The organism is Serratia sp. YWN4, from assembly GCF_055790845.1.
On sequence record NZ_CM147696.1, the window covers coordinates 2,081,602 to 2,101,175 of the forward strand.

A 19,574-nucleotide genomic window follows, 5' to 3' on the forward strand; every position below is an offset into this window, starting at 1 on the left:
TTAGGTTATCCTGTTTATCGCCGTGATAAATCGCATGATCTCTTCGAAGGCTGCTCGTTTCAAGGTGGCCGATATCGTCGAGGTGGCTTTCTGTAACGCCGCAGCTACGCCTTTATTGGTTTCGGTAAACATTCGGGTCTGAACAATTTTAGCTTCAGTTTGTGACAAGCGACCAATGACATGATCTAACATCGGCAGAAGATCGCTGACAATAACGTTGATTTTTTCATTGTCGGTTTTCAGAGCCAGATAGCAATTTTTTGCCATGTCATCCAGAGAGTTGCCGGAATTGAGGAATGCGCTGCCATAACCGGCGTTTTTCGCCTGCCGGGTGCCCAGACCGATCGCTAGCCGGGCATCCCAATGAACGGCATCTACTGCTCGCAGTGCTATACGGATATAGACTGCCAGGAATAAACCCCGATCTGGTTTCGAGACTATCTGGAAACTGTCACCGCGAAAGATGTCGTATTGTTGCAGGTGCTTGGCCTGTTGCAGTTCTGAGAGCAAACCATCGAGATGGGCGATGTAACTCGCTGTATCAACCTGCTGAGAATTCACCAAATCGCCGGTGATTACGCTGATTTTTGCCTTCATTTTATCGGCCAGTAAGAGAGGAAATAGTCATTGTAAGTTCGCATCCAGAGGCGAATTTGTCAAGTATTCGCCTCCAGATACGAATTCTAGAGTAATTTGTACCTGGAGGCGAATTAATACAGGTGGCTGCTATAAAAAATGTTGGATACTTTATTGTTGGTATTCATGCGATCGGCGCGCTGTTTCACCACTACATTATGCTGGATAACACCCTTATCAGAATGATGCCGGGTAAAAAGTAAAGGATCCAATGTGTTTAGCTGGCTGGGATAAACCGGCATGTGATCTGCAAGGCATCTTTGGTTGATTGTTACGCGTGTGTTACAGAAATGGACTATTGTTTTCTCTCGTTTTGCCAACCAGCAGCGCGTTTCCCCAGAGCGGAGCGCAGGGAGAGAACAGATGAATCAGCGGGAAATAGAAGGCACCATTGTCACCGATTTTTCCAAGCGCATGAGCTATGGCGATTACCTGTGCCTGGATCAGTTACTGGTCTGCCAACAACCTCTTTCCAACCCTCAGCATCACGACGAGATGCTGTTTATCGTGCAGCATCAAACCTCTGAATTATGGATGAAACTGATGCTTCACGAACTACAGGCAGCGCGACTTCTGGTTCAGCAGGACAAGCTCAGTCATTGTTTTAAAATCCTGGCCAGGGTGAAGCAGATCCAGCGGCTGTTGTTTGAGCAGTGGGCGGTATTGGAAACCTTGACGCCATCAGAGTATGTCGAGTTCCGTGGGGTACTTGGCAACTCCTCGGGTTTTCAGTCTCATCAGTATCGTTCAATTGAGTTTTTGCTCGGTAACAAGAATGCGGCGATGCTGGCGGTATTCAGCGCTGATGCAGAAAAACATGCTGCGTTAAAAACGCTGCTGGAAGCGCCCAGCTTGTACGATGAATACCTGCTTTACCTTTCCCGCCAGGGTTTACCCATTCCGCAGGCGTGTATTGAACGTGACTGGACGCAGCCTTATCAGCGTAATCCAGACTTGTTACCCGTGTTCAAACAGATCTACGATCATCCACAAACTTATTGGGAAGCCTATGAAATGGCGGAAAAGCTGGTGGATATTGAAGAGAGTTTCCATCTATGGCGTTTCCGCCATATGAAAACGGTGGAACGAATCATCGGTTTTAAATCAGGCACCGGGGGTTCCAGCGGCGTCAGTTTTCTGAAAAAAGCCTTGGAGCTGACCTTTTTCCCAGAACTGTTGGACGTGCGTACCGAAATTGGTTCCTGACCACTAATGACAAAAGGAGAGGGTGATGGCCATAAGAATTGAACAGAAGGCAGCAGAAAAAGTGGTGGGGTTACGGGTTGTCGGGCCTTATGCGCAATCTATTCCACCAGGATGCCAGCGCCTGATGGCTTGGCAAAAACAGCATGGGATCCCTGCGGGGAAATGGTTGGTGCTGTACTGGGACGATCCTGCTGAAGTCGCCCCAGAAAGGCTGCGTGCCGATGTGGTATTTACCGTCGCAGAAGATTTTACGTTACCAGCGGGCAGTGAAGCGCTGTCTATACAAACTTTACCGGCCGGGGAGTATGCGATCTACCACGTGCGGATCACTGACGGTGATTTTGAGGCGGCATGGGGCAATTTCTATCAGAAGGAATTGCCTGCCAGTGGTTATCAACCGATAGACGGCGTTTGTTACGAACATTATCTCAACGACAACGAAGCCGATGGCTATTTTGACCTGGATATTTATCAGACGGTGAAGAAAGCCTGATCAACGGTGATATCCGATGGGTTGTATCAGGGCGCAAGAGCGCCCTGATCATGCCTTTACTCTTTACCCACGCGGATCACCAGCTTGCCGAAGTTTTTCCCCTGTAGCAGGCCAAAGAAGGCTTGAGGGGCGTTCTCCAATCCTTCTACCACATCTTCACGGAATTTGATTTTGCCCTGGCTGACCCACTCCTCCATTTGCTGCAAGAACTCACCAAAGCGTGGGGCATAGTCGTCGAAGATAATAAAGCCCTGCATTTTGATACGTTTGCGCAGAATCAGGCCTTGCAGCAGCGGTAACCGATCCGGGCCATCGGGTAACCCGGTGGCATTGTATTGGGCGATTACGCCACAGACCGGGATGCGTGCTTTAGCGTTAAGTAAGGGGATAACCGCATCGAATACTGCACCACCGACGTTTTCATAGTAAACGTCGATACCTTGTGGGCAAGCCGTGGCCAGTTGCTCTGCAAAATGGGGGGAGCGATGATCGAGACAGGCATCGAAACCCAGTTCATCGACAACATAGCGGCATTTCTCTTCACCACCGGCAACACCGACCACGTGGCAGCCTTTCAATTTGGCAATCTGGCCCACGACTGAACCTACGGCACCGCTGGCAGCGGCAACCACCACCGTTTCCCCCACCTGCGGCTGGCCGATGTCCAACAGCCCCATGTAAGCAGTAAACCCCGGCATACCCAGCACGCCAAGCAGGCGGGAAGGGTGATCGAGCTTGGCACCCAGGTTACGCAGCCCGAGCCCTTCCGACAGCGCATAGTCTTGCCAGCCATCGTAACCTAATACCCAATCTCCGGTTTTGAAATCAGGGTGCTGTGATGAGACGACGCGGGATACTGTGCCGCCGACCATCACCTGCCCGATTTGCACCGGTTGCGCATAGGAGGGGGCATCACTCATACGGCCACGCATATAAGGATCGAGCGAAAGGTAGACGGTGCGTAGCAATAATTGGCCTGCTGCGGGCTGTGGTATTTCGCTAGTTTCCAGACGGAAATTTTCTGCGTGCGGTTCGCCGTGCGGGCGAGAGGCTAAAACGAAGCGGCGATTCTGGTGCTGTTGCTGAGACATCGGGTGCTCCTTGGCGACAGAGTAGGATTCTCAGTCTAACCAATATGCAGTAATGGGGAATTACGATATGTGCTCATAGGCTTATTGCCAGCAGGGAACTTTCGTTCTAAAGAGAAATAACGGATGCGAATTCGTTTTACCACTTAACGAGCTTTACCTTATCGCCATTTACTGTCGTGAGTTAGAATTGCACCATAAAAAATTAATACCTCTTGTGTGATAATTGCTGTTAGCGATTACTTATTTGCGATGTTGGTCTGGATTTTAATCATCCAGGTCCGCTTAATTTATATCGTAAAATAAGCATAACCAAAGAATGGCTTGGCGATTATCAACGAGAGGCGCTGGGAAATGATACAGCGATTGCCAATCCGCTACAGTGGAATGATCAACACATCAATGCTGCTGGTATTAATAAAGCGCGCGGCAGAACAGGTGACTTTGTTCAGCATGCTGTCGCTGTGGTTGCCACAAATTACCAGATCAAAAGGTTGCCGCTGGTTAGCATAAGTCAGGCAGTCACCCAGTTCGCCGTGAATAATCCGGGTATTGTGGATGGGGTAATCAGTACGCAGCCGTAGCTCCTCCATAAACAGCAGCGTCTCTTCCTCCATCAACGCACGCAGGTCGCCAAGCATCGGGCCCGCGAAGTTGTTATAGATCTCGGGATTGGCGATCATGCTCACCAGCGTGATTTGCCCATTATAAGGGCGCACGATAGAAACAGCCTTCTCTACCAGCCGGTGACTGTCTGCAGCCACTGCTACCGCTACCAACACGTTCTGGTATCCCATGTTCGACTCCTATAGCTCGATTACGTGCTAAAAGGGTAGAGCTTTGGCAGTCCAATAAATGTGTTTCGTATCACGCGCGACAGCAAATCTTGAGCCAGGCAAGAAAATTCGCCATAAAAGACAAAAAAGAAGCGCGCGTAATAGCGGGAAATTAAAGAACCTGTGCCCACAGTGATTTCGGTACTTTTCCTAAGTCGAACAGCTTACCTGAGACCAATTCTGCGCGGCGATGATCGGCTGCGCGATACATGCTACTCATTTCACTATCATTGGTTATGGAGTAATTTAACTTGTCATAGACTTTTTCTAGGCTGTCCAAACTGGAACATTTACGAAATGTCATCAGATAATCGATGGTATGAGTCATGGTTGAAATATAGCCTGTAAATTGTTTTAAGCCGGTAAAGAAAAACATCACCTGCTTACGGGATAACCGTGAGCAGAGATGCGCCGCCAGACACAAACAAAGAAAAATGAACAAACGGATCGCGCTGCAACGAAATATCCTTCATAGCTTCGTGAGCGCACAAAGAATGATAATATGTGATGGTCATGTCGGCAATATTCCTGAGTGCATAAAACATTAATTAGGGATTATCTTAGTCACAATCCAAACAGGGTTTTTGTTGGCCATTCTGCATCTGGCTTGCGTCTAAGCGAGGATTCTGCCTCTAAACACCACTGAGGGCGGCTAAGCTAAACGACGCAGAGCCTTGCTCTGCTGCGATTCTGGTTTAAACTGCCAGTGCAGTGATATTTATTGCGACGGGTTTCTGGTTTGATAACCACTGCCAACGAGGTTTGTTAGGCTCACGTGTCATTTTTCCCTTGGATAATGGTTTCAGACGAGAAACACTACTATTGGAATGGCAGGATCACATACCGATAACGATAAGTCAGCTTATTAGCCGAGTGGAAATGATTCGCATTTTATAATCCATCAGATAATTCATTCAAATTATTTGATGCATGCAAGTAAAACATGAGAGAAGTCATTAGATAAAAAAGATAGAATGAAATGCAATTAAAATTGCACTATTTGTTTTTTTAAGAAAAAGTGAAATCATATGAGTATTAATTAAAAAATAGAATTATTATGAAAATAATAAAAAAAAGTGAAATTTTACACTATTTTCACGGTAACCGTTTTTAGTCTTTTTTGCCTGTGATTATTCTTATCTTTTAATGGTACTTTTCCTTTCATTGAAATAATTAGTTACGTTTGTTTTCTTGTCCAAAGAAAAAAATACTACCGCTTATAAATGATAACTCTCTGAAAAATTGAAGCAGCATGGGTTCTTTCCGTTTCGAATGCAACTCAGGGGTTATAAGCCCTACAGTTTACAAGCATTATCTTCTTTTTCTGATGCCTTTTTATTATTTAACCTTTTGTTATTAAATAACTTATCCTCTATTTTAGGGTTTTTGTTCTGCCATTTGGCTTTGGTAAATATTTTGTTCGAATTAATCTAAAAAAGAGTGTTTTTTAGCGAATAAACGTAGTTTTTAAGATCTTTTTTACCAATGGTTACTTTTTGAACTAAAATAGATCAAAAAACATCCTGACTATTGATGTCAGGTTCAAATATTTTTTATTTTTGTGATATGTCTGGCATTTTTTTTAAAATGACCGGTAGTCCACATTGTGTATGCTAAAGGTTCAGAGGTAGAGTGATATTTCACCCGGAAATAATCTCATCAATTTGTAAAATAGTTTCATGGCAGAAACACTATGAAACTCAGTGGCTGTCTATCTAGACATTCTGATTTATATACATATCGAGTACTGAGTAAAAGCCCTAATGGAGTAAGGCTTCAGAGCTGCCATGGTTGGCATGAAGAGATCTGTTTGCCAACTTAGGGAATAAACCCAAGTCACGGGCGATAAATTTATCACCCAGCGTATGTTTTTAAACATAGTCTGTCGGGATGGAAAATATGGGCACGTCGGAACTACTTAAACATATTTATGATATCAACTTATCCTATTTACTTTTAGCGCAACGTCTAATAAATGATGAGAAGGCGTCTGCCATGTTCCGCCTGGGGATCGATGAAACCATGGCCGATGCATTGTCGCAACTCACGTTGCCACAAATGGTCAAATTGGCAGAAACCAATCAATTGGTCTGCCATTTCCGTTTCAACGATCACAATACTATTGAACGCCTGACCAAAGAGTCCCGAGTGGACGACCTGCAACAAATCCACACGGGTATTTTGCTATCAAGCCATCTACTGCAAGGGTTATCGGCTAAAAGCGGTAGCTCGACGAAGAAAAGAGCCTGATTATGAGCGATAAAAGTATTGTTCAAGAAGCTAAAGACATTCAACTCGCCATGGAGTTAATCACTTTGGGCGCGCGGTTGCAGATGCTGGAAAGCGAAACGCAACTCAGTCGCGGGCGGTTGATAAAACTTTATAAGGAGTTACGTGGCAGCCCGCCACCTAAAGGCATGCTGCCGTTCTCAACCGACTGGTTTATGATCTGGGAACAAAACATTCATTCATCAATGTTTTACAACGCTTATCGATTCCTGCTGAAAAGTGGGCAATGTCGGGGGGTGGACGCGGTTATCAAAGCCTACCGCCTGTATCTGGAGCAGTGCCCGCAGCAACCGGGTGAAGCGCCACTGCTGGCTTTGACCCGCGCCTGGACGCTGGTGCGCTTTGTCGACAGCGGCATGTTACAACTCTCCGCCTGTAATTGCTGTAGCGGCACCTTCATCACCCATGCCTACCAACCACTTAACAGCTTTGTCTGCAGTTTATGCCAACCTCCTTCCCGCGCAGTAAAAAGACGTAAACTTTCTCCGCAACTGGCCGATATTACTCCTCAACTGCTGGGCGAGCAGGTTAAACGCGCGGTCTGATGCAGACTTGCTGAAACCAAAAAACAGCAGTGAAACGCAGGAGCCCGGCACACCGGGGCCATGGAATGGCCCGTGCTGCGACTGTGTCATTCCTCCATGCTGACCTCAGCTTCCATTCTGTGAATTTAAGGAATATGTGTGTTAGTGATCTTGGGTTATCTCGTGGTGCTGGCGGCGGTATTTGGCGGCTATATGATTGTCGGCGGCCATCTTGGCGCGCTCTATCAACCGGCAGAGTTCCTGATTATCGGTGGGGCAGGCCTGGGTGCGTTTATCGTCGGCAACAACGGTAAAGCGATTAAATCCACGCTGCGTGCCATTCCCACACTGATGCGCCGCTCAAAATACAGCAAAGATCTGTATATGGATCTGATGGCATTGCTGTATCGCTTACTGGCCAAATCCCGCCAACAGGGCATGTTATCCCTCGAGTTCGATATCGATAATCCGCAGGAAAGTGAAATCTTCTCTAATTATCCACGCATCCTTGCCGATAACCATTTGGTGGAATTTATTACCGACTATTTACGGCTGATGGTGAGTGGCAACATGAACGCATTTGAAATAGAAGCGTTGATGGATGAAGAGATCGAAACCTTTGAGCAGGAAAGCGAAGTGCCTGCGGGCAGCCTGGCGATGGTCGGCGACTCGTTACCGGCCTTCGGCATTGTTGCCGCTGTGATGGGGGTGGTGCATGCGCTGGCCTCGGCCGATCGCCCGGCCGCCGAGTTGGGTGCCTTGATCGCCAACGCCATGGTAGGGACGTTCCTCGGCATTCTGCTGGCCTATGGGTTTGTCTCTCCGTTGGCTTCGCTGCTGCGCCAGAAAAGCGCAGAAACCACCAAAATGATGCAGTGCATCAAAGTGACGTTGTTGTCGAGCCTGAACGGTTATGCCCCGCAGATCGCGGTCGAATTTGGTCGTAAAACGCTGTACACCAGCGAGCGTCCTTCCTTCGTTGAACTGGAAGAGCATGTGCGCCGGGTGAAAGCGCCAGCGCCGCAAGAGACGGAAGAGCAGGACGCATGAAGCAAAATCACCCGGTTGTTCTGGTCAGAAAGCGTAAAACCCAGCATGCCGCCCATCATGGTGGTTCCTGGAAAATTGCCTACGCCGATTTTATGACGGCGATGATGGCGTTTTTTCTGGTGATGTGGCTGTTGGCGATTGCCAGCCCGCAGGAGTTGACGCAGATCGCCGAATATTTCCGCACGCCGCTGAAAGTGGCCTTGAGCGGTGGCAACAAAAGCAGCGCCGAGAGCAGCCCGATCCCCGGAGGGGGCGACGATCCTACCCAGCAGCAAGGGTTGGTGAAAAAGCAGGTGGATTCACCTGAAATACAGGCAGAGAAACTGCGGTTAAACAAGCTGCGCGAAAAGCTGAACGAATTGATTGAGTCCGATCCACGCCTGAAAACGCTGCGCCCGCATTTGCTAATCAACATGATGAACGAAGGGTTGCGCATTCAGATTATCGACAGCCAGAACCGACCAATGTTCAAGACCGGCAGCGCCCAGGTGGAAAGCTATATGCGCGATATCCTGCGCGCCATTGCCCCGATGCTGAACGATTTGCCGAACAGCATCAGCCTGGCGGGCCATACCGACGATCTGCCCTATGCCACCGGTGAGCGCTATTACAGCAACTGGGAGCTTTCAGCCGATCGCGCCAATGCCTCACGGCGTGAGTTGATTGGCGGTGGTCTGGCCGAAGGAAAAGTACTGCGCGTGATTGGCATGGCATCGACCATGAGCCTGAAAGCGCACGGTGCTGATGATGCTATCAACCGGCGTATCACGATCCTGGTGCTGAACAAAGAGAGCCAGCAGAACATAGAGCAGGAAAATGCGGAGAGCAATGCGACGGAAATCAGTCAGCCCGAAGGCATACAGTCACTGCTGCCAGAAGATGTCGTGACAACGCCGGAGCCTGCGGCTCCCGTTGCCAGCGCTGCTGGGCCGACAACGGCGATCCCGGCCGCACCTGCCGCCACTTTACCGACTAACCGTGACTTACCGCCGAGGTGACCCCGTGAGCATGGACATTAGCGCTTTTTATCAGACCTTTTTCGATGAAGCAGACGAACTGTTGGCCGATATGGAACAGCACCTGCTGGAGTTGGATCCATCGGCCCCGGATATTGAGCCGCTGAATGCGATCTTTCGCGCCGCGCACTCGATTAAAGGCGGTGCAGCCACGTTCGGTTTCTCCATCCTGCAGGAAACCACCCACCTGCTGGAGAATTTGCTGGACGGTGCCCGGCGTCAGGAAATGCGTTTGAGCACCGAGATTATCAACCTGTTTCTGGAAACCAAAGACATTATGCAGGAACAACTGGATGCCTATAAAACCTCGCAACAGCCTGATAGCAAAAGTTTTGAAACTATCTGTCAGGCACTGCGGCAACTGGCTTTGGAAGCACAACAGCAGGGCGCGCCCGCAGCGGAACTGGCCGTAGAAACCGCAACCTTCGTGCCCGCGGCGATCGAAGAGGGTGTGCGTATCTGCTTGAGCAGTCTGAAGCCGAACGAAATTCCGCTGATGCTGGAAGAACTGGGCAATCTGGGGGAAGTACAGAACCCACAGCAGAGCGAAAATAGTTTGGAAGTAACGCTGTTGACTTCCGCCAGCGAAGAGGCGATCAGCGCGGTGCTGTGTTTTGTGCTGGAGCCGGAACAGATCGCGTTCACCAAGCCAGCACAGGCGGTCATACCCGCCAGCGAACCAGAGCCGGAAGTGCTACCTGCCGCAGTGGCCCAACTCTCCCCGGCGGCAGAAACGCCGAAAGCGCGCGCCAAAGCCAGCGAATCCAGCAGCATCCGCGTGGCGGTAGAAAAAGTTGATCAACTGATCAATCTGGTGGGCGAATTGGTGATCACCCAGTCAATGCTGGCGCAGCGCTCTGGCTCGCTGGATCCGGTTAACCATGGTGACCTGCTCAACAGCATGAGCCAGTTGGAACGCAATGCCCGCGATTTGCAGGAGTCGGTGATGTCGATCCGCATGATGCCGATGGAGTACGTGTTCAGCCGTTTCCCGCGCCTGGTACGCGATCTGGCCAGCAAGCTGGATAAACAGGTGGAACTGACGCTGCGGGGCAGTTCCACTGAACTGGATAAGAGCCTGATCGAACGCATTATCGATCCTTTAACGCACCTGGTGCGCAACAGTCTGGATCACGGCATTGAAGAACCGGCGGCACGCGTGGCGGCAGGCAAACCCGCAGTGGGCAACCTGATCCTGTCGGCTGAACATCAAGGGGGAAATATCTGCATTGAGGTTACCGACGATGGTGCAGGTCTGAATCGCCAGAAAATCCTGGCGAAAGCCGCTGCGCAAGGCCTGCCGGTGAGCGACAGCATGACGGATGACGAGGTGGGCATGCTGATCTTCGCCCCAGGCTTCTCCACCGCCGAGTTGGTGACCGATGTTTCTGGCCGCGGTGTCGGCATGGACGTAGTGAAAAGAAACATTCAGGAAATGGGCGGCCACGTTGAGATTCATTCGCAGGCGGGCAAGGGCACGGCAATCCGTATCCTGCTGCCGTTGACGCTGGCGATCCTCGACGGCATGTCGGTCAAGGTGAATGAAGAGGTCTTTATTCTGCCGCTGAATGCGGTGATGGAATCGCTCCAGCCACAGGCAGAGGATTTACATCCGCTGGCCGGAGGGGAACGCGTGCTACAGGTGCGCGGTGAATATCTGCCGCTGGTGGAGCTGTACCGAATATTTGACGTGGCCGGAGCAAAAAGCGAGGCCACGCAGGGGATTGTGGTGATCCTGCAAAGCGCCGGTCGCCGCTATGCGCTGCTGGTGGATCAGTTGATCGGCCAACATCAGGTGGTGGTGAAAAACCTGGAAAGCAATTACCGCAAAATCCCTGGGATCTCCGCCGCAACTATCTTGGGGGACGGTAGCGTCGCGTTGATTGTGGATGTCTCGGCGTTACAAACGTTGAACCGTGAACAGCGTCTGACGGACGTGGCCGCATAACGATTAACTGAGCTTATTAAGGGGATCCAGATGGCAGGATTGGCAGTGGTCAGCAAACTGGCGGGCGAAACGGTAGGTCAGGAGTTCCTGATTTTTACCTTGGGTAATGAAGAGTACGGCATTGATATCCTCAAGGTGCAGGAGATCCGCGGTTACGATCAGGTCACCCGCATCGCCAATACCCCGGCGTTTATCAAAGGCGTCACCAATTTGCGCGGCGTGATCGTGCCGATTATCGATCTGCGCGTCAAGTTCGCCCAGCAAGGGGTGTCTTATGATGAAAACACCGTGGTGATCGTGCTGAATTTTGGCCAGCGCGTGGTGGGGATCGTGGTTGATGGCGTTTCCGACGTGCTGTCGCTGACCACCGAGCAGATCCGCCCGGCCCCGGAGTTTGCGGTGACGCTGGCCACCGAATACCTCACCGGTTTGGGCTCATTGGGTGAGCGTATGCTGATTCTGGTGGATATCGAAAAGCTGTTGAGCAGCGAAGAAATGTCACTGATGGATAGCGTGGCGAAAAGCGCCTAAATGCCATTGAGGTATGAAGGGTATATCCGCATAAACCGCATGAATTCCCCAGGTGATAGGGTATGAAAAATACAGTTTCAGTGCCAAACCGGGAGCCCACCTCGATACTGGCGCAGATGGTACAACGGATGCCGCTGTCGGACGTGCATTTCCGGCGCCTCAGCCAGTTGATCTACCAGCGCGCGGGTATCGTGCTGGCGGAGCACAAACGCGAGATGGTTTACAACCGCCTGGTTCGCCGCCTGCGGATGCTCGATCTGCAAGGCTTTGGCGATTACCTGGCGTTGCTGGAAAGCGACACTAACAGCGCCGAATGGCAGGCTTTTATCAATGCCCTGACCACCAACCTGACGGCTTTCTTCCGCGAGGCGCACCATTTCCCGATCTTGGCAGAACATGCGCGTTCACGGCCAAACGGTTACAGCGTGTGGAGTACCGCCGCCTCGACCGGAGAAGAACCTTATTCGATCGCCATGACCTTAAATGAAGTGCTGGGGCGACGTACCACCGGCACGCTGGTGTGGGCCAGCGATATTGATACCCATGTGTTGGAAAAGGCTGAAGCCGGGGTTTACCGCCAGGAAGATCTGCGCACCCTGACGCCGGAACAGCGGCAGCGCTATTTCCTGCGCGGCACCGGGCCGCATCATGGGCTGGTGCGAGCACGGCCAGAACTGGTGGCGCAGGTACATTTCCAGCCGCTCAACCTGCTGGCCGTAGAATGGGAACTACCGGGGCCGTTCGACGCCATTTTTTGCCGCAACGTTATGATCTATTTCGATAAAGCCACACAGGAGCGCATTCTGCGCCGCTTTGTGCCGCTGCTGAAACCGGGAGGGCTGCTGTTTGCCGGGCATTCCGAGAACTTCAGCCAGCTTAGCCGGGATTTCTACCTGCGCGGGCAGACCGTGTATGGCCTGACCAAGGAGAGGTAATGAATAAAATCAGCGTATTAAGCGTAGACGACTCGGCCTTGATGCGGCAGCTCATGACCGAAATTGTCAACAGCCATACCGATATGGAGATGGTAGCGACCGCACCGGATCCGCTGGTAGCGCGCGATCTGATCAAAAAATTCAACCCGCAGGTGCTGACGCTGGACGTCGAAATGCCGCGTATGGACGGGTTGGAGTTTCTCGAAAAACTGATGCGTTTGCGCCCGATGCCGGTGGTGATGGTGTCATCGCTGACCGGTAAAGGCTCGGAGATTACCCTGCGCGCGCTAGAACTGGGGGCGATTGATTTTGTCACCAAACCCCAGTTGGGGATCCGCGAAGGCATGCTGGCTTACAGTGAATTGATCGCCGAGAAGATCCGCACGGCGGCCAAGGCCCGCTTGCCGTTGCGTTCCAACGCTCCGGTACCGGAGATCCTCAGCCATACCCCCTTGCTGAGCAGTGAAAAACTGATGGCGATTGGTGCCTCAACCGGCGGCACCGAAGCCATTCGCCAGGTGTTGCAGCCGTTACCGGCCAACAGCCCGGCATTGCTGATCACCCAACATATGCCGCCGGGCTTTACCCGCTCGTTTGCCGAGCGGCTCAACAAGCTGTGCCAGATTACGGTGAAAGAGGCCGAAAACGGTGAACGGGTGTTGCCGGGCCATGCCTATATCGCACCAGGCGATCGCCATCTGGAGTTGGCGCGTAGCGGGGCCAACTATCAGATCAAATTGCACGATGGCCCGCCGGTCAACCGTCATCGTCCTTCGGTGGATGTGCTGTTCCACTCGGTGGCGCAGTTTGCCGGGCGTAATGCGCTGGGGGTGATCCTCACCGGTATGGGCAATGACGGAGCAGCAGGGATGCTGGCAATGCACCGCGCCGGAGCCTATACCTTGGCGCAAAGCGAAGCCAGCTGCGTGGTGTTTGGTATGCCGCGTGAGGCGATCGCCAGCGGGGGCGTCAGCGAGGTGGTGGAACTGGATCGCATCAGCCAACGCATGCTGGCGCAGATCGCCGGTGGCCAGGCGCTGCGCATCTGATGCGGCTGAGTAATCAATGATAAGGAGTGAGCATGGCAGACAAAAATCTCAGATTTCTGGTGGTGGACGATTTTTCCACGATGCGTCGCATCGTCAGAAATTTGCTGAAAGAGCTGGGTTTTAACAATGTGGAAGAAGCGGAAGACGGGGCCGATGCGTTGAATAAACTCCGTGCTGGCGGTTTCGACTTCGTGGTCTCGGACTGGAACATGCCGAACATGGACGGCCTTGAACTGCTGCAAACCATTCGCGCCGACGGCGTATTGGCGTCGATGCCGGTACTGATGGTGACGGCAGAAGCCAAGAAAGAGAACATTATTGCTGCGGCTCAGGCGGGTGCCAGTGGTTATGTGGTGAAGCCCTTTACGGCGGCGACGCTGGAAGAAAAGCTCAACAAGATTTTCGAAAAACTGGGCATATAAAAGGAGAGGGCGATGAGAGACATTTCAATGCCTACCAGCGATGCAGCGACAGCGGGTGAGATCATCTTTCGTATCGCCCAACTGACCCGCCTGCTGCGTGACAGCATGCGTGAACTGGGGCTCGATCAGGCGATCGCCCAAGCGGCGGAAGCGATCCCGGATGCCCGTGACCGGCTTGATTACGTTGTCACCATGACGGCGCAGGCGGCGGAGCGTGCGCTCAACTGCGTAGAAGCGGCCCAGCCGCGCCAGGCAGCGCTGGAGTCAGGGGCCAAAGCGCTGAAAGGCCGCTGGGATGCGTGGTTTGCCGATCCGATTGAACTGGCAGATGCCCGTTCACTGGTCAGCGACACGCGCCAGTATCTGGAGCGGGTGCCGGAGCATACTGCCTTCACCAACGCCCAATTGCTGGAAATTATGATGGCACAGGATTTTCAGGATCTGACCGGCCAGGTGATCAAACGCATGATGGACGTGGTGCAGGAGATCGAAAAACAGCTATTGATGGTGCTGATGGAAAATATCCCTGAGCAGCCAGCCAAAGAGCAAAGGCCGAATAGCAATCTGCTCAATGGCCCACAGCTCGATCGGCAGGGAGTTGGGGTGATCGCCAATCAGGCACAGGTGGACGATCTGCTCGACAGCCTCGGGTTCTGATGCCATAACCTTGGCTGAAGGGTGCAGCAACGGTGCCCTTACGGCCAAGGCTCACTCCTCATGCCGCAAATAACCCGCCTTTTCCCCCGTTATTCCCGCAATGAAACCCGCATTTTTTTGCCATGCTGATGGCAATTCTATTCTTTCCGCTCAACAGGAACCGCTTCCTTGGCTGAAGACAGCGATGTGGAAAAAAGCGAGGCGCCCACGCCTCACCGCTTGGAGAAAGCCCGTGAGGAGGGCCAGATTGCGCGTTCGCGCGAACTGACCTCAATACTGATGCTGATCGCCGGGCTGTCCATTTTATGGGTTGCAGGCAGCCATATTGCCCAACAACTGGCAGGTATGCTGAGCGAAGGGCTGCATTTTGACCATAACATGGTCAGCAACGATCAACAGATGTTGCACCAGTTTACCATGTTGCTGCGTCAGGCGCTGTGGGCACTGCTGCCGATCCTGGCCGGGCTGGTACTGGTGGCACTGGCCGCGCCGATGTTATTGGGCGGGGTAGCCTTCAGCGTCAAGTTTGATATGAAACGTATGAACCCGCTGGCCGGGTTTAAGCGCCTGTTTTCTACCCAGGTGTTGGCGGAATTGCTGAAAGCGATCCTGAAGGCCGTGCTGGTCGGCTGGGTAGCCGGTCTTTATCTGTGGCACAACTGGGCGGCGATGCTGCATCTGGTAACACAACCGCCGCTGGAGGCGCTGGGCAATGCGCTGCGGATGGTGATCATGTGCGGCATGCTGATCGTGCTCGGGCTGGTGCCGATGGTAGCGTTCGATGTGTTTTATCAGATCTGGAGTCATTTTAAGAAATTGAAGATGAGCAAACAGGAGATCCGCGACGAGCACAAACAGCAGGAGGGCGATCCGCAGGTAAAAGGGCGCATCCGTCAGCAACAGCGGGCGATGGCGCGCCGCCGCATGATGGCCGATGTGCCGCAGGCCGATGTGATCGTCACCAATCCCACTCATTACGCGGTGGCTTTGCAGTACAACGATAAAAAAATGAGTGCCCCCAAAGTATTGGCGAAAGGCGCGGGGGACATTGCCCTGCGTATCCGCGAACTGGGCAATCAACACCGTATTCCGCTGCTGGAAGCACCGCCATTGGCCCGTGCGCTATTTCGCCACAGCGAGATTGGGCAACAGATCCCCGCCACTCTGTACGCCGCCGTGGCCGAGGTATTGGCCTGGGTTTACCAACTGCGCCGTTGGCAGCGCGAAGGTGGGCTGATCCCGAAAAAACCTGAACGTCTACCGGTGCCGGAAGCTCTGGATTTTGGCCTGAGAGAGTCACCATGATGGCGAATTTAGCCTCCCTACTTCGTTTACCGGCTAATGTTAAAGATACACAGTGGCAGGTGCTGGCGGGCCCGATACTGATCCTGATGATTTTGTCGATGATGGTGCTGCCATTACCGGCGTTTGTCCTCGACCTGCTGTTTACCTTCAATATTGCCCTGTCGATCATGGTGTTGCTGGTGGCGATGTTCACCCAGCGCACGCTGGAGTTCGCCGCTTTCCCGACCATTCTGCTGTTTTCCACCCTATTGCGCCTGTCGCTGAACGTGGCATCGACGCGCATTATTCTGCTGGAAGGGCATACCGGCTCGGCGGCAGCGGGGCGCGTGATTGAAGCGTTCGGCCACTTTTTGGTTGGCGGTAACTTTGCCATCGGCATCGTGGTGTTCATTATTCTGGTGCTGATTAACTTTATGGTGATCACCAAAGGCGCCGGGCGCATTGCCGAAGTGGGCGCGCGCTTTGTGCTCGACGGGATGCCTGGCAAACAGATGGCGATCGACGCCGATCTCAACGCGGGTTTGATTGGCGAAGACGAAGCCAAAAAGCGCCGTACCGAAGTGACGCAAGAAGCAGATTTCTACGGTTCGATGGACGGTGCCAGCAAGTTTGTGCGCGGTGACGCGGTCGCAGGGCTGATGATCATGGTGCTGAACGTGGTCGGTGGGTTGCTGGTTGGCGTGATCCAGCACGGCATGCCCTTGGGGGCGGCGGCAGAAAGCTATACCTTGCTGACCATTGGCGACGGTCTGGTGGCGCAGATCCCGGCGCTGGTGATTTCTACCGCAGCGGGCGTGATCGTCACCCGTGTTGCCACCGATCAGGACGTTGGCGAGCAGATGGTGGGCCAACTGTTCAATAATCCGCGCGTGATGCTGCTGAGCGCCGGGGTGCTAGGGTTGCTGGGGCTGGTGCCCGGCATGCCAAACCTGGTATTTCTGCTGTTTACCGCTGGCTTGCTGGCGCTGGCCTGGTGGCTACGCGGGCGCGAACAGCAAGCGCCGTCAATCAACGTTCCAGTAATCGCGCCAGAGAGCCCGCAGGCGGTTGAAGCCAGTTGGTCCGACGTGCAGTTAGAAGATCCGTTGGGTATGGAAGTGGGTTATCGCCTGATCCCAATGGTGGATTTTCAGCAAAACGGTGAACTGTTGGGGCGTATCCGTGGGATCCGCAAGAAATTCGCTCAGGAGATGGGTTATTTACCGCCGGTAGTACACATCCGGGACAACCTCGAACTGCCCCCGGCCAGCTACCGTATTCTGATGAAAGGGGTAGAAATCGGCAGCGGAGAAGCGCACCCGGGCCGTTGGCTGGCGATCAATCCGGGTAATGCGCTGGGGGAACTGGCAGGGGAGAGCACCGTCGATCCGGCATTCGGTTTGGCCGCGGTATGGATCGATAGCGCATTGCGAGAGCAGGCACAAATCCAGGGCTTTACCGTGGTTGAAGCTAGCACCGTGGTGGCCACCCATCTCAATCATCTGCTTGGCCAGTTCGCCAGCGAGCTGTTTGGCCGCCAGGAAACCCAGCAATTATTGGATCGCGTTACGCAGGAAATGCCGAAACTGACCGAAGATTTCATACCGGGCGTGGTCTCGCTAACCATTTTGCATAAAGTGTTGCAGAACCTGCTGGCCGAGCGGGTTTCTATCCGCGATATGCGCACCATTATCGAAACATTGGCGGAACATGCGCCGATTCAGAGCGATCCTTATGAATTGACCAGCGTGGTGCGTGTTGCGCTGGGGCGCGCCATCACCCAGCAATGGTTCCCTGGCAACGGTGAAATTCAGGTTATCGGCCTGGATACGCCGCTTGAGCGCTTATTGTTGCAAGCGTTGCAAGGGGGCGGCGGCCTTGAACCGGGGCTGGCGGATCGGCTGCTCGATCAGGCCCAACAGGCCTTGCAGCGGCAAGAAATACTCAGCGCACCGCCGGTGCTGCTGGTGAACCATGCGTTGCGTGCGCTGCTGGCGCGCTTCCTACTCCGCACCTTGCCACAGTTGGTGGTGCTGTCGAACCTGGAAATCAATGACGATCGCCAAATCCGTATGACCTCGACGATTGGATCTGCCGGATGAAAACCTGTTTAGCCACCTTTCTCTTACTGCTACCTTTAGCCGCACAGGCGGTGTCTGGCTCCTGGGTGGCGAGTAATGATGGTGTAACGTTGGGTCATGGCCAGATGCGTGCTGAGTCGCAACCGCTACGCCCGCTAAATGCCTTGCCAAGTAACTCTGCCCGGATCACCAGCGTCAGTTGGCGCTATCAGCTATTATCCGCTGAACCGGCCGGATTAAAGGTGCAGCTATGCACTGCTGCCCGCTGTATCGCTCTCGATACAGGCAATGGGCGCAGTGAGGCGCTGAACGGCGATCCGGCTGACAGTGCGTTTCGTTTTGTCTATTACGTACAGGCGCGCGGGGCGTTAAACCCACCGCTGCGGGTGATGGGTAATCAGATCATTGTAAATTATGAGTGAGCGTTTGTGCGTTGTTTGGGAGCCTGCATCGCCCCCTAAACGGCTACAGTGCGCGATTTATTCGAAAGGTTCATAAAATAATAAAAATATAGATAGCGTTATTTTGCCGTAGATTCTTTATGCTCTGTGTTTGTTGTACTCATGTTCCCGTCTTTTCTCGTCTAGAGACACTCCGAGCGGCGCTGTTTACGCCGTTCATTTGCCACTTTATTTTCTGATTAATCCAGACGCTGGCTTAATTATTAACCGATGATGAGCCCACGTGACCGAAACACCGCGTGCCATCGTCAGGATAACTTGATGTTAATTTCTTCCTCTGCCCGAATCGCCAACGGTAGCGTGATTGAACCGGGTGCGATTATCGGTGCGCATGTATGCATCGGCCCTTTTTGTGTGATTGCTGCCGGTGTTGAGATCGGTGAGGGAACGGTGGTTGCCTCGCATGTGGTGATTAACGGCCTGACCCGCATCGGGCGCGACAATCGCATCGGGCGTTATTCGTCGATCGGCGAAGTGAACCAGGATTTGAAATATGCCGGTGAAGCTACCGAGGTGGTGATCGGCGACAGAAATCAGATCGGGGATAAAGTCACGATCCACCGTGGCACCCTGCAAGGCCGGAGTTGTACTACGATCGGCAATGACAATCATATTTCAGACAGCGTTCATATTGGCCACGACTGCGTGGTTGGCAATGACACGTTTCTGGGCAGCAACAGCGGCCTGGCTGGGCATGTTGAACTCGACGATGCGGTACACATCGGTGTTATGTGTGCCATTCATCAGTTCTGCATTCTGGGTGCCTATGCGCGGATCGCCGATCGGTCTGGTGTAGTGCAGGATGTGCCGCCGTTTGTCTGTGCCAGTGGAAACCATGCCTTACCCACCGGATTTAATCTATTGGCGGACGTTTTTCTTGCGGCGGATACTCACCAGCAACAAGTTATTCGTACTCTGTATGACAGGATCTATCATCTGGCGATACCGATTGACGAGGCAAAAAAAGAAGCCGAGCGTTTGGCCACTCAATATCCTTTAGCCACTTTCTTTAACCACTTCTTCTCACGCTCAACGCGCGGCATTATTCGCTGAACATTGAGGCGGTAT

The 19,574-nt window shown here is 52.8% G+C and carries 20 protein-coding genes; 16 read left to right on the forward strand and 4 right to left on the reverse strand.

From position 1 onward, the window contains the following. On the reverse strand, window positions 1-597 hold the full coding sequence (locus ACX9GT_RS09760; protein ID WP_473190880.1) for a hypothetical protein: 597 nt from the start codon (window positions 595-597) through the stop codon (window positions 1-3). Window positions 598-999: 402 nt separating this feature from the next. Between ACX9GT_RS09760 and kynA the strand changes: the two genes are divergently transcribed. Beyond that, the gene (kynA, locus tag ACX9GT_RS09765) at window positions 1,000-1,842 is read left to right on the forward strand and encodes a tryptophan 2,3-dioxygenase (protein WP_473190881.1); all 843 of its coding nucleotides are present in this window, start codon (window positions 1,000-1,002) and stop codon (window positions 1,840-1,842) included. 25 nt (window positions 1,843-1,867) lie between these two features. Then, entirely contained in the window at window positions 1,868-2,335 is a 468-nt protein-coding gene (gene sbmC / locus ACX9GT_RS09770; protein WP_473190882.1) for a DNA gyrase inhibitor SbmC, read from the forward strand. 56 nt (window positions 2,336-2,391) lie between these two features. Here sbmC and ACX9GT_RS09775 read toward each other — a convergent pair whose 3' ends face one another. From ACX9GT_RS09775 to ydgT, 3 genes are all read right to left on the reverse strand, one after another. Next, window positions 2,392-3,426: an NADP-dependent oxidoreductase gene (locus tag ACX9GT_RS09775; protein ID WP_473190883.1), complete on the reverse strand. Its 1,035-nt coding sequence runs from the start codon at window positions 3,424-3,426 to the stop codon at window positions 2,392-2,394. Between the two features lie 374 nt (window positions 3,427-3,800). Further along, window positions 3,801-4,220, reverse strand: a complete 420-nt coding sequence (uspC, locus tag ACX9GT_RS09780; protein ID WP_473190884.1) for a universal stress protein UspC — start codon at window positions 4,218-4,220, stop codon at window positions 3,801-3,803. Window positions 4,221-4,371: 151 nt separating this feature from the next. After that, window positions 4,372-4,587, reverse strand: coding sequence for a transcription modulator YdgT (ydgT, locus tag ACX9GT_RS09785; protein WP_473191550.1), 216 nt, complete (start codon window positions 4,585-4,587; stop codon window positions 4,372-4,374). Between the two features lie 1,571 nt (window positions 4,588-6,158). Here ydgT and flhD point away from each other — a divergent pair. From flhD to lpxA, 14 genes are all read left to right on the forward strand, one after another. After that, entirely contained in the window at window positions 6,159-6,509 is a 351-nt protein-coding gene (gene flhD / locus ACX9GT_RS09790; protein WP_473190885.1) for a flagellar transcriptional regulator FlhD, read from the forward strand. A gap of 2 nt (window positions 6,510-6,511) precedes the next feature. After that, complete coding sequence (gene flhC / locus ACX9GT_RS09795; protein WP_473190886.1) at window positions 6,512-7,093, forward strand: flagellar transcriptional regulator FlhC; 582 nt, start codon at window positions 6,512-6,514, stop codon at window positions 7,091-7,093. Window positions 7,094-7,231: 138 nt separating this feature from the next. After that, a complete protein-coding gene (gene motA, locus ACX9GT_RS09800) occupies window positions 7,232-8,122 on the forward strand; it encodes a flagellar motor stator protein MotA (protein ID WP_473190887.1) in 891 nt (296 codons plus the stop codon). Next, a complete protein-coding gene (gene motB / locus ACX9GT_RS09805) occupies window positions 8,119-9,120 on the forward strand; it encodes a flagellar motor protein MotB (RefSeq protein ID WP_473190888.1) in 1,002 nt (333 codons plus the stop codon). Before motA ends, motB begins: the two co-directional genes overlap by 4 nt. A 4-nt stretch (window positions 9,121-9,124) precedes the next feature. Further along, window positions 9,125-11,086 carry a chemotaxis protein CheA gene (gene cheA, locus ACX9GT_RS09810; RefSeq protein WP_473190889.1) on the forward strand — a complete coding sequence of 654 codons (1,962 nt, stop codon included), beginning with the start codon at window positions 9,125-9,127 and terminating at the stop codon, window positions 11,084-11,086. Window positions 11,087-11,116: 30 nt separating this feature from the next. Continuing rightward, window positions 11,117-11,617, forward strand: a complete 501-nt coding sequence (gene cheW, locus ACX9GT_RS09815) for a chemotaxis protein CheW (protein WP_473190890.1) — start codon at window positions 11,117-11,119, stop codon at window positions 11,615-11,617. Between the two features lie 62 nt (window positions 11,618-11,679). Continuing rightward, window positions 11,680-12,552, forward strand: a complete 873-nt coding sequence (gene cheR / locus ACX9GT_RS09820; RefSeq protein ID WP_473190891.1) for a protein-glutamate O-methyltransferase CheR — start codon at window positions 11,680-11,682, stop codon at window positions 12,550-12,552. Continuing rightward, window positions 12,552-13,601 carry a protein-glutamate methylesterase/protein-glutamine glutaminase gene (locus ACX9GT_RS09825; RefSeq protein WP_473190892.1) on the forward strand — a complete coding sequence of 350 codons (1,050 nt, stop codon included), beginning with the start codon at window positions 12,552-12,554 and terminating at the stop codon, window positions 13,599-13,601. The genes cheR and ACX9GT_RS09825 overlap by 1 nt, the downstream gene beginning before the upstream one ends. Before the next feature lie 32 nt (window positions 13,602-13,633). Beyond that, the gene (gene cheY, locus ACX9GT_RS09830; protein WP_473190893.1) at window positions 13,634-14,023 is read left to right on the forward strand and encodes a chemotaxis response regulator CheY; all 390 of its coding nucleotides are present in this window, start codon (window positions 13,634-13,636) and stop codon (window positions 14,021-14,023) included. Window positions 14,024-14,035: 12 nt separating this feature from the next. Then, on the forward strand, window positions 14,036-14,680 hold the full coding sequence (cheZ, locus tag ACX9GT_RS09835) for a protein phosphatase CheZ (protein ID WP_473190894.1): 645 nt from the start codon (window positions 14,036-14,038) through the stop codon (window positions 14,678-14,680). Window positions 14,681-14,848: 168 nt separating this feature from the next. Further along, the gene (flhB, locus tag ACX9GT_RS09840; RefSeq protein WP_473190895.1) at window positions 14,849-15,985 is read left to right on the forward strand and encodes a flagellar biosynthesis protein FlhB; all 1,137 of its coding nucleotides are present in this window, start codon (window positions 14,849-14,851) and stop codon (window positions 15,983-15,985) included. After that, window positions 15,985-18,066 (forward strand): flagellar biosynthesis protein FlhA, encoded by a 2,082-nt coding sequence (flhA, locus tag ACX9GT_RS09845; RefSeq protein ID WP_473191551.1) that lies wholly within the window; start codon window positions 15,985-15,987, stop codon window positions 18,064-18,066. Before flhB ends, flhA begins: the two co-directional genes overlap by 1 nt. Next, window positions 18,063-18,467 carry a flagellar protein FlhE gene (locus tag ACX9GT_RS09850; RefSeq protein WP_473190896.1) on the forward strand — a complete coding sequence of 135 codons (405 nt, stop codon included), beginning with the start codon at window positions 18,063-18,065 and terminating at the stop codon, window positions 18,465-18,467. The genes flhA and ACX9GT_RS09850 overlap by 4 nt, the downstream gene beginning before the upstream one ends. A 300-nt stretch (window positions 18,468-18,767) precedes the next feature. After that, entirely contained in the window at window positions 18,768-19,559 is a 792-nt protein-coding gene (gene lpxA / locus ACX9GT_RS09855) for an acyl-ACP--UDP-N-acetylglucosamine O-acyltransferase (RefSeq protein ID WP_473190897.1), read from the forward strand. The last annotated feature ends 15 nt before the right edge of the window (window positions 19,560-19,574 follow it).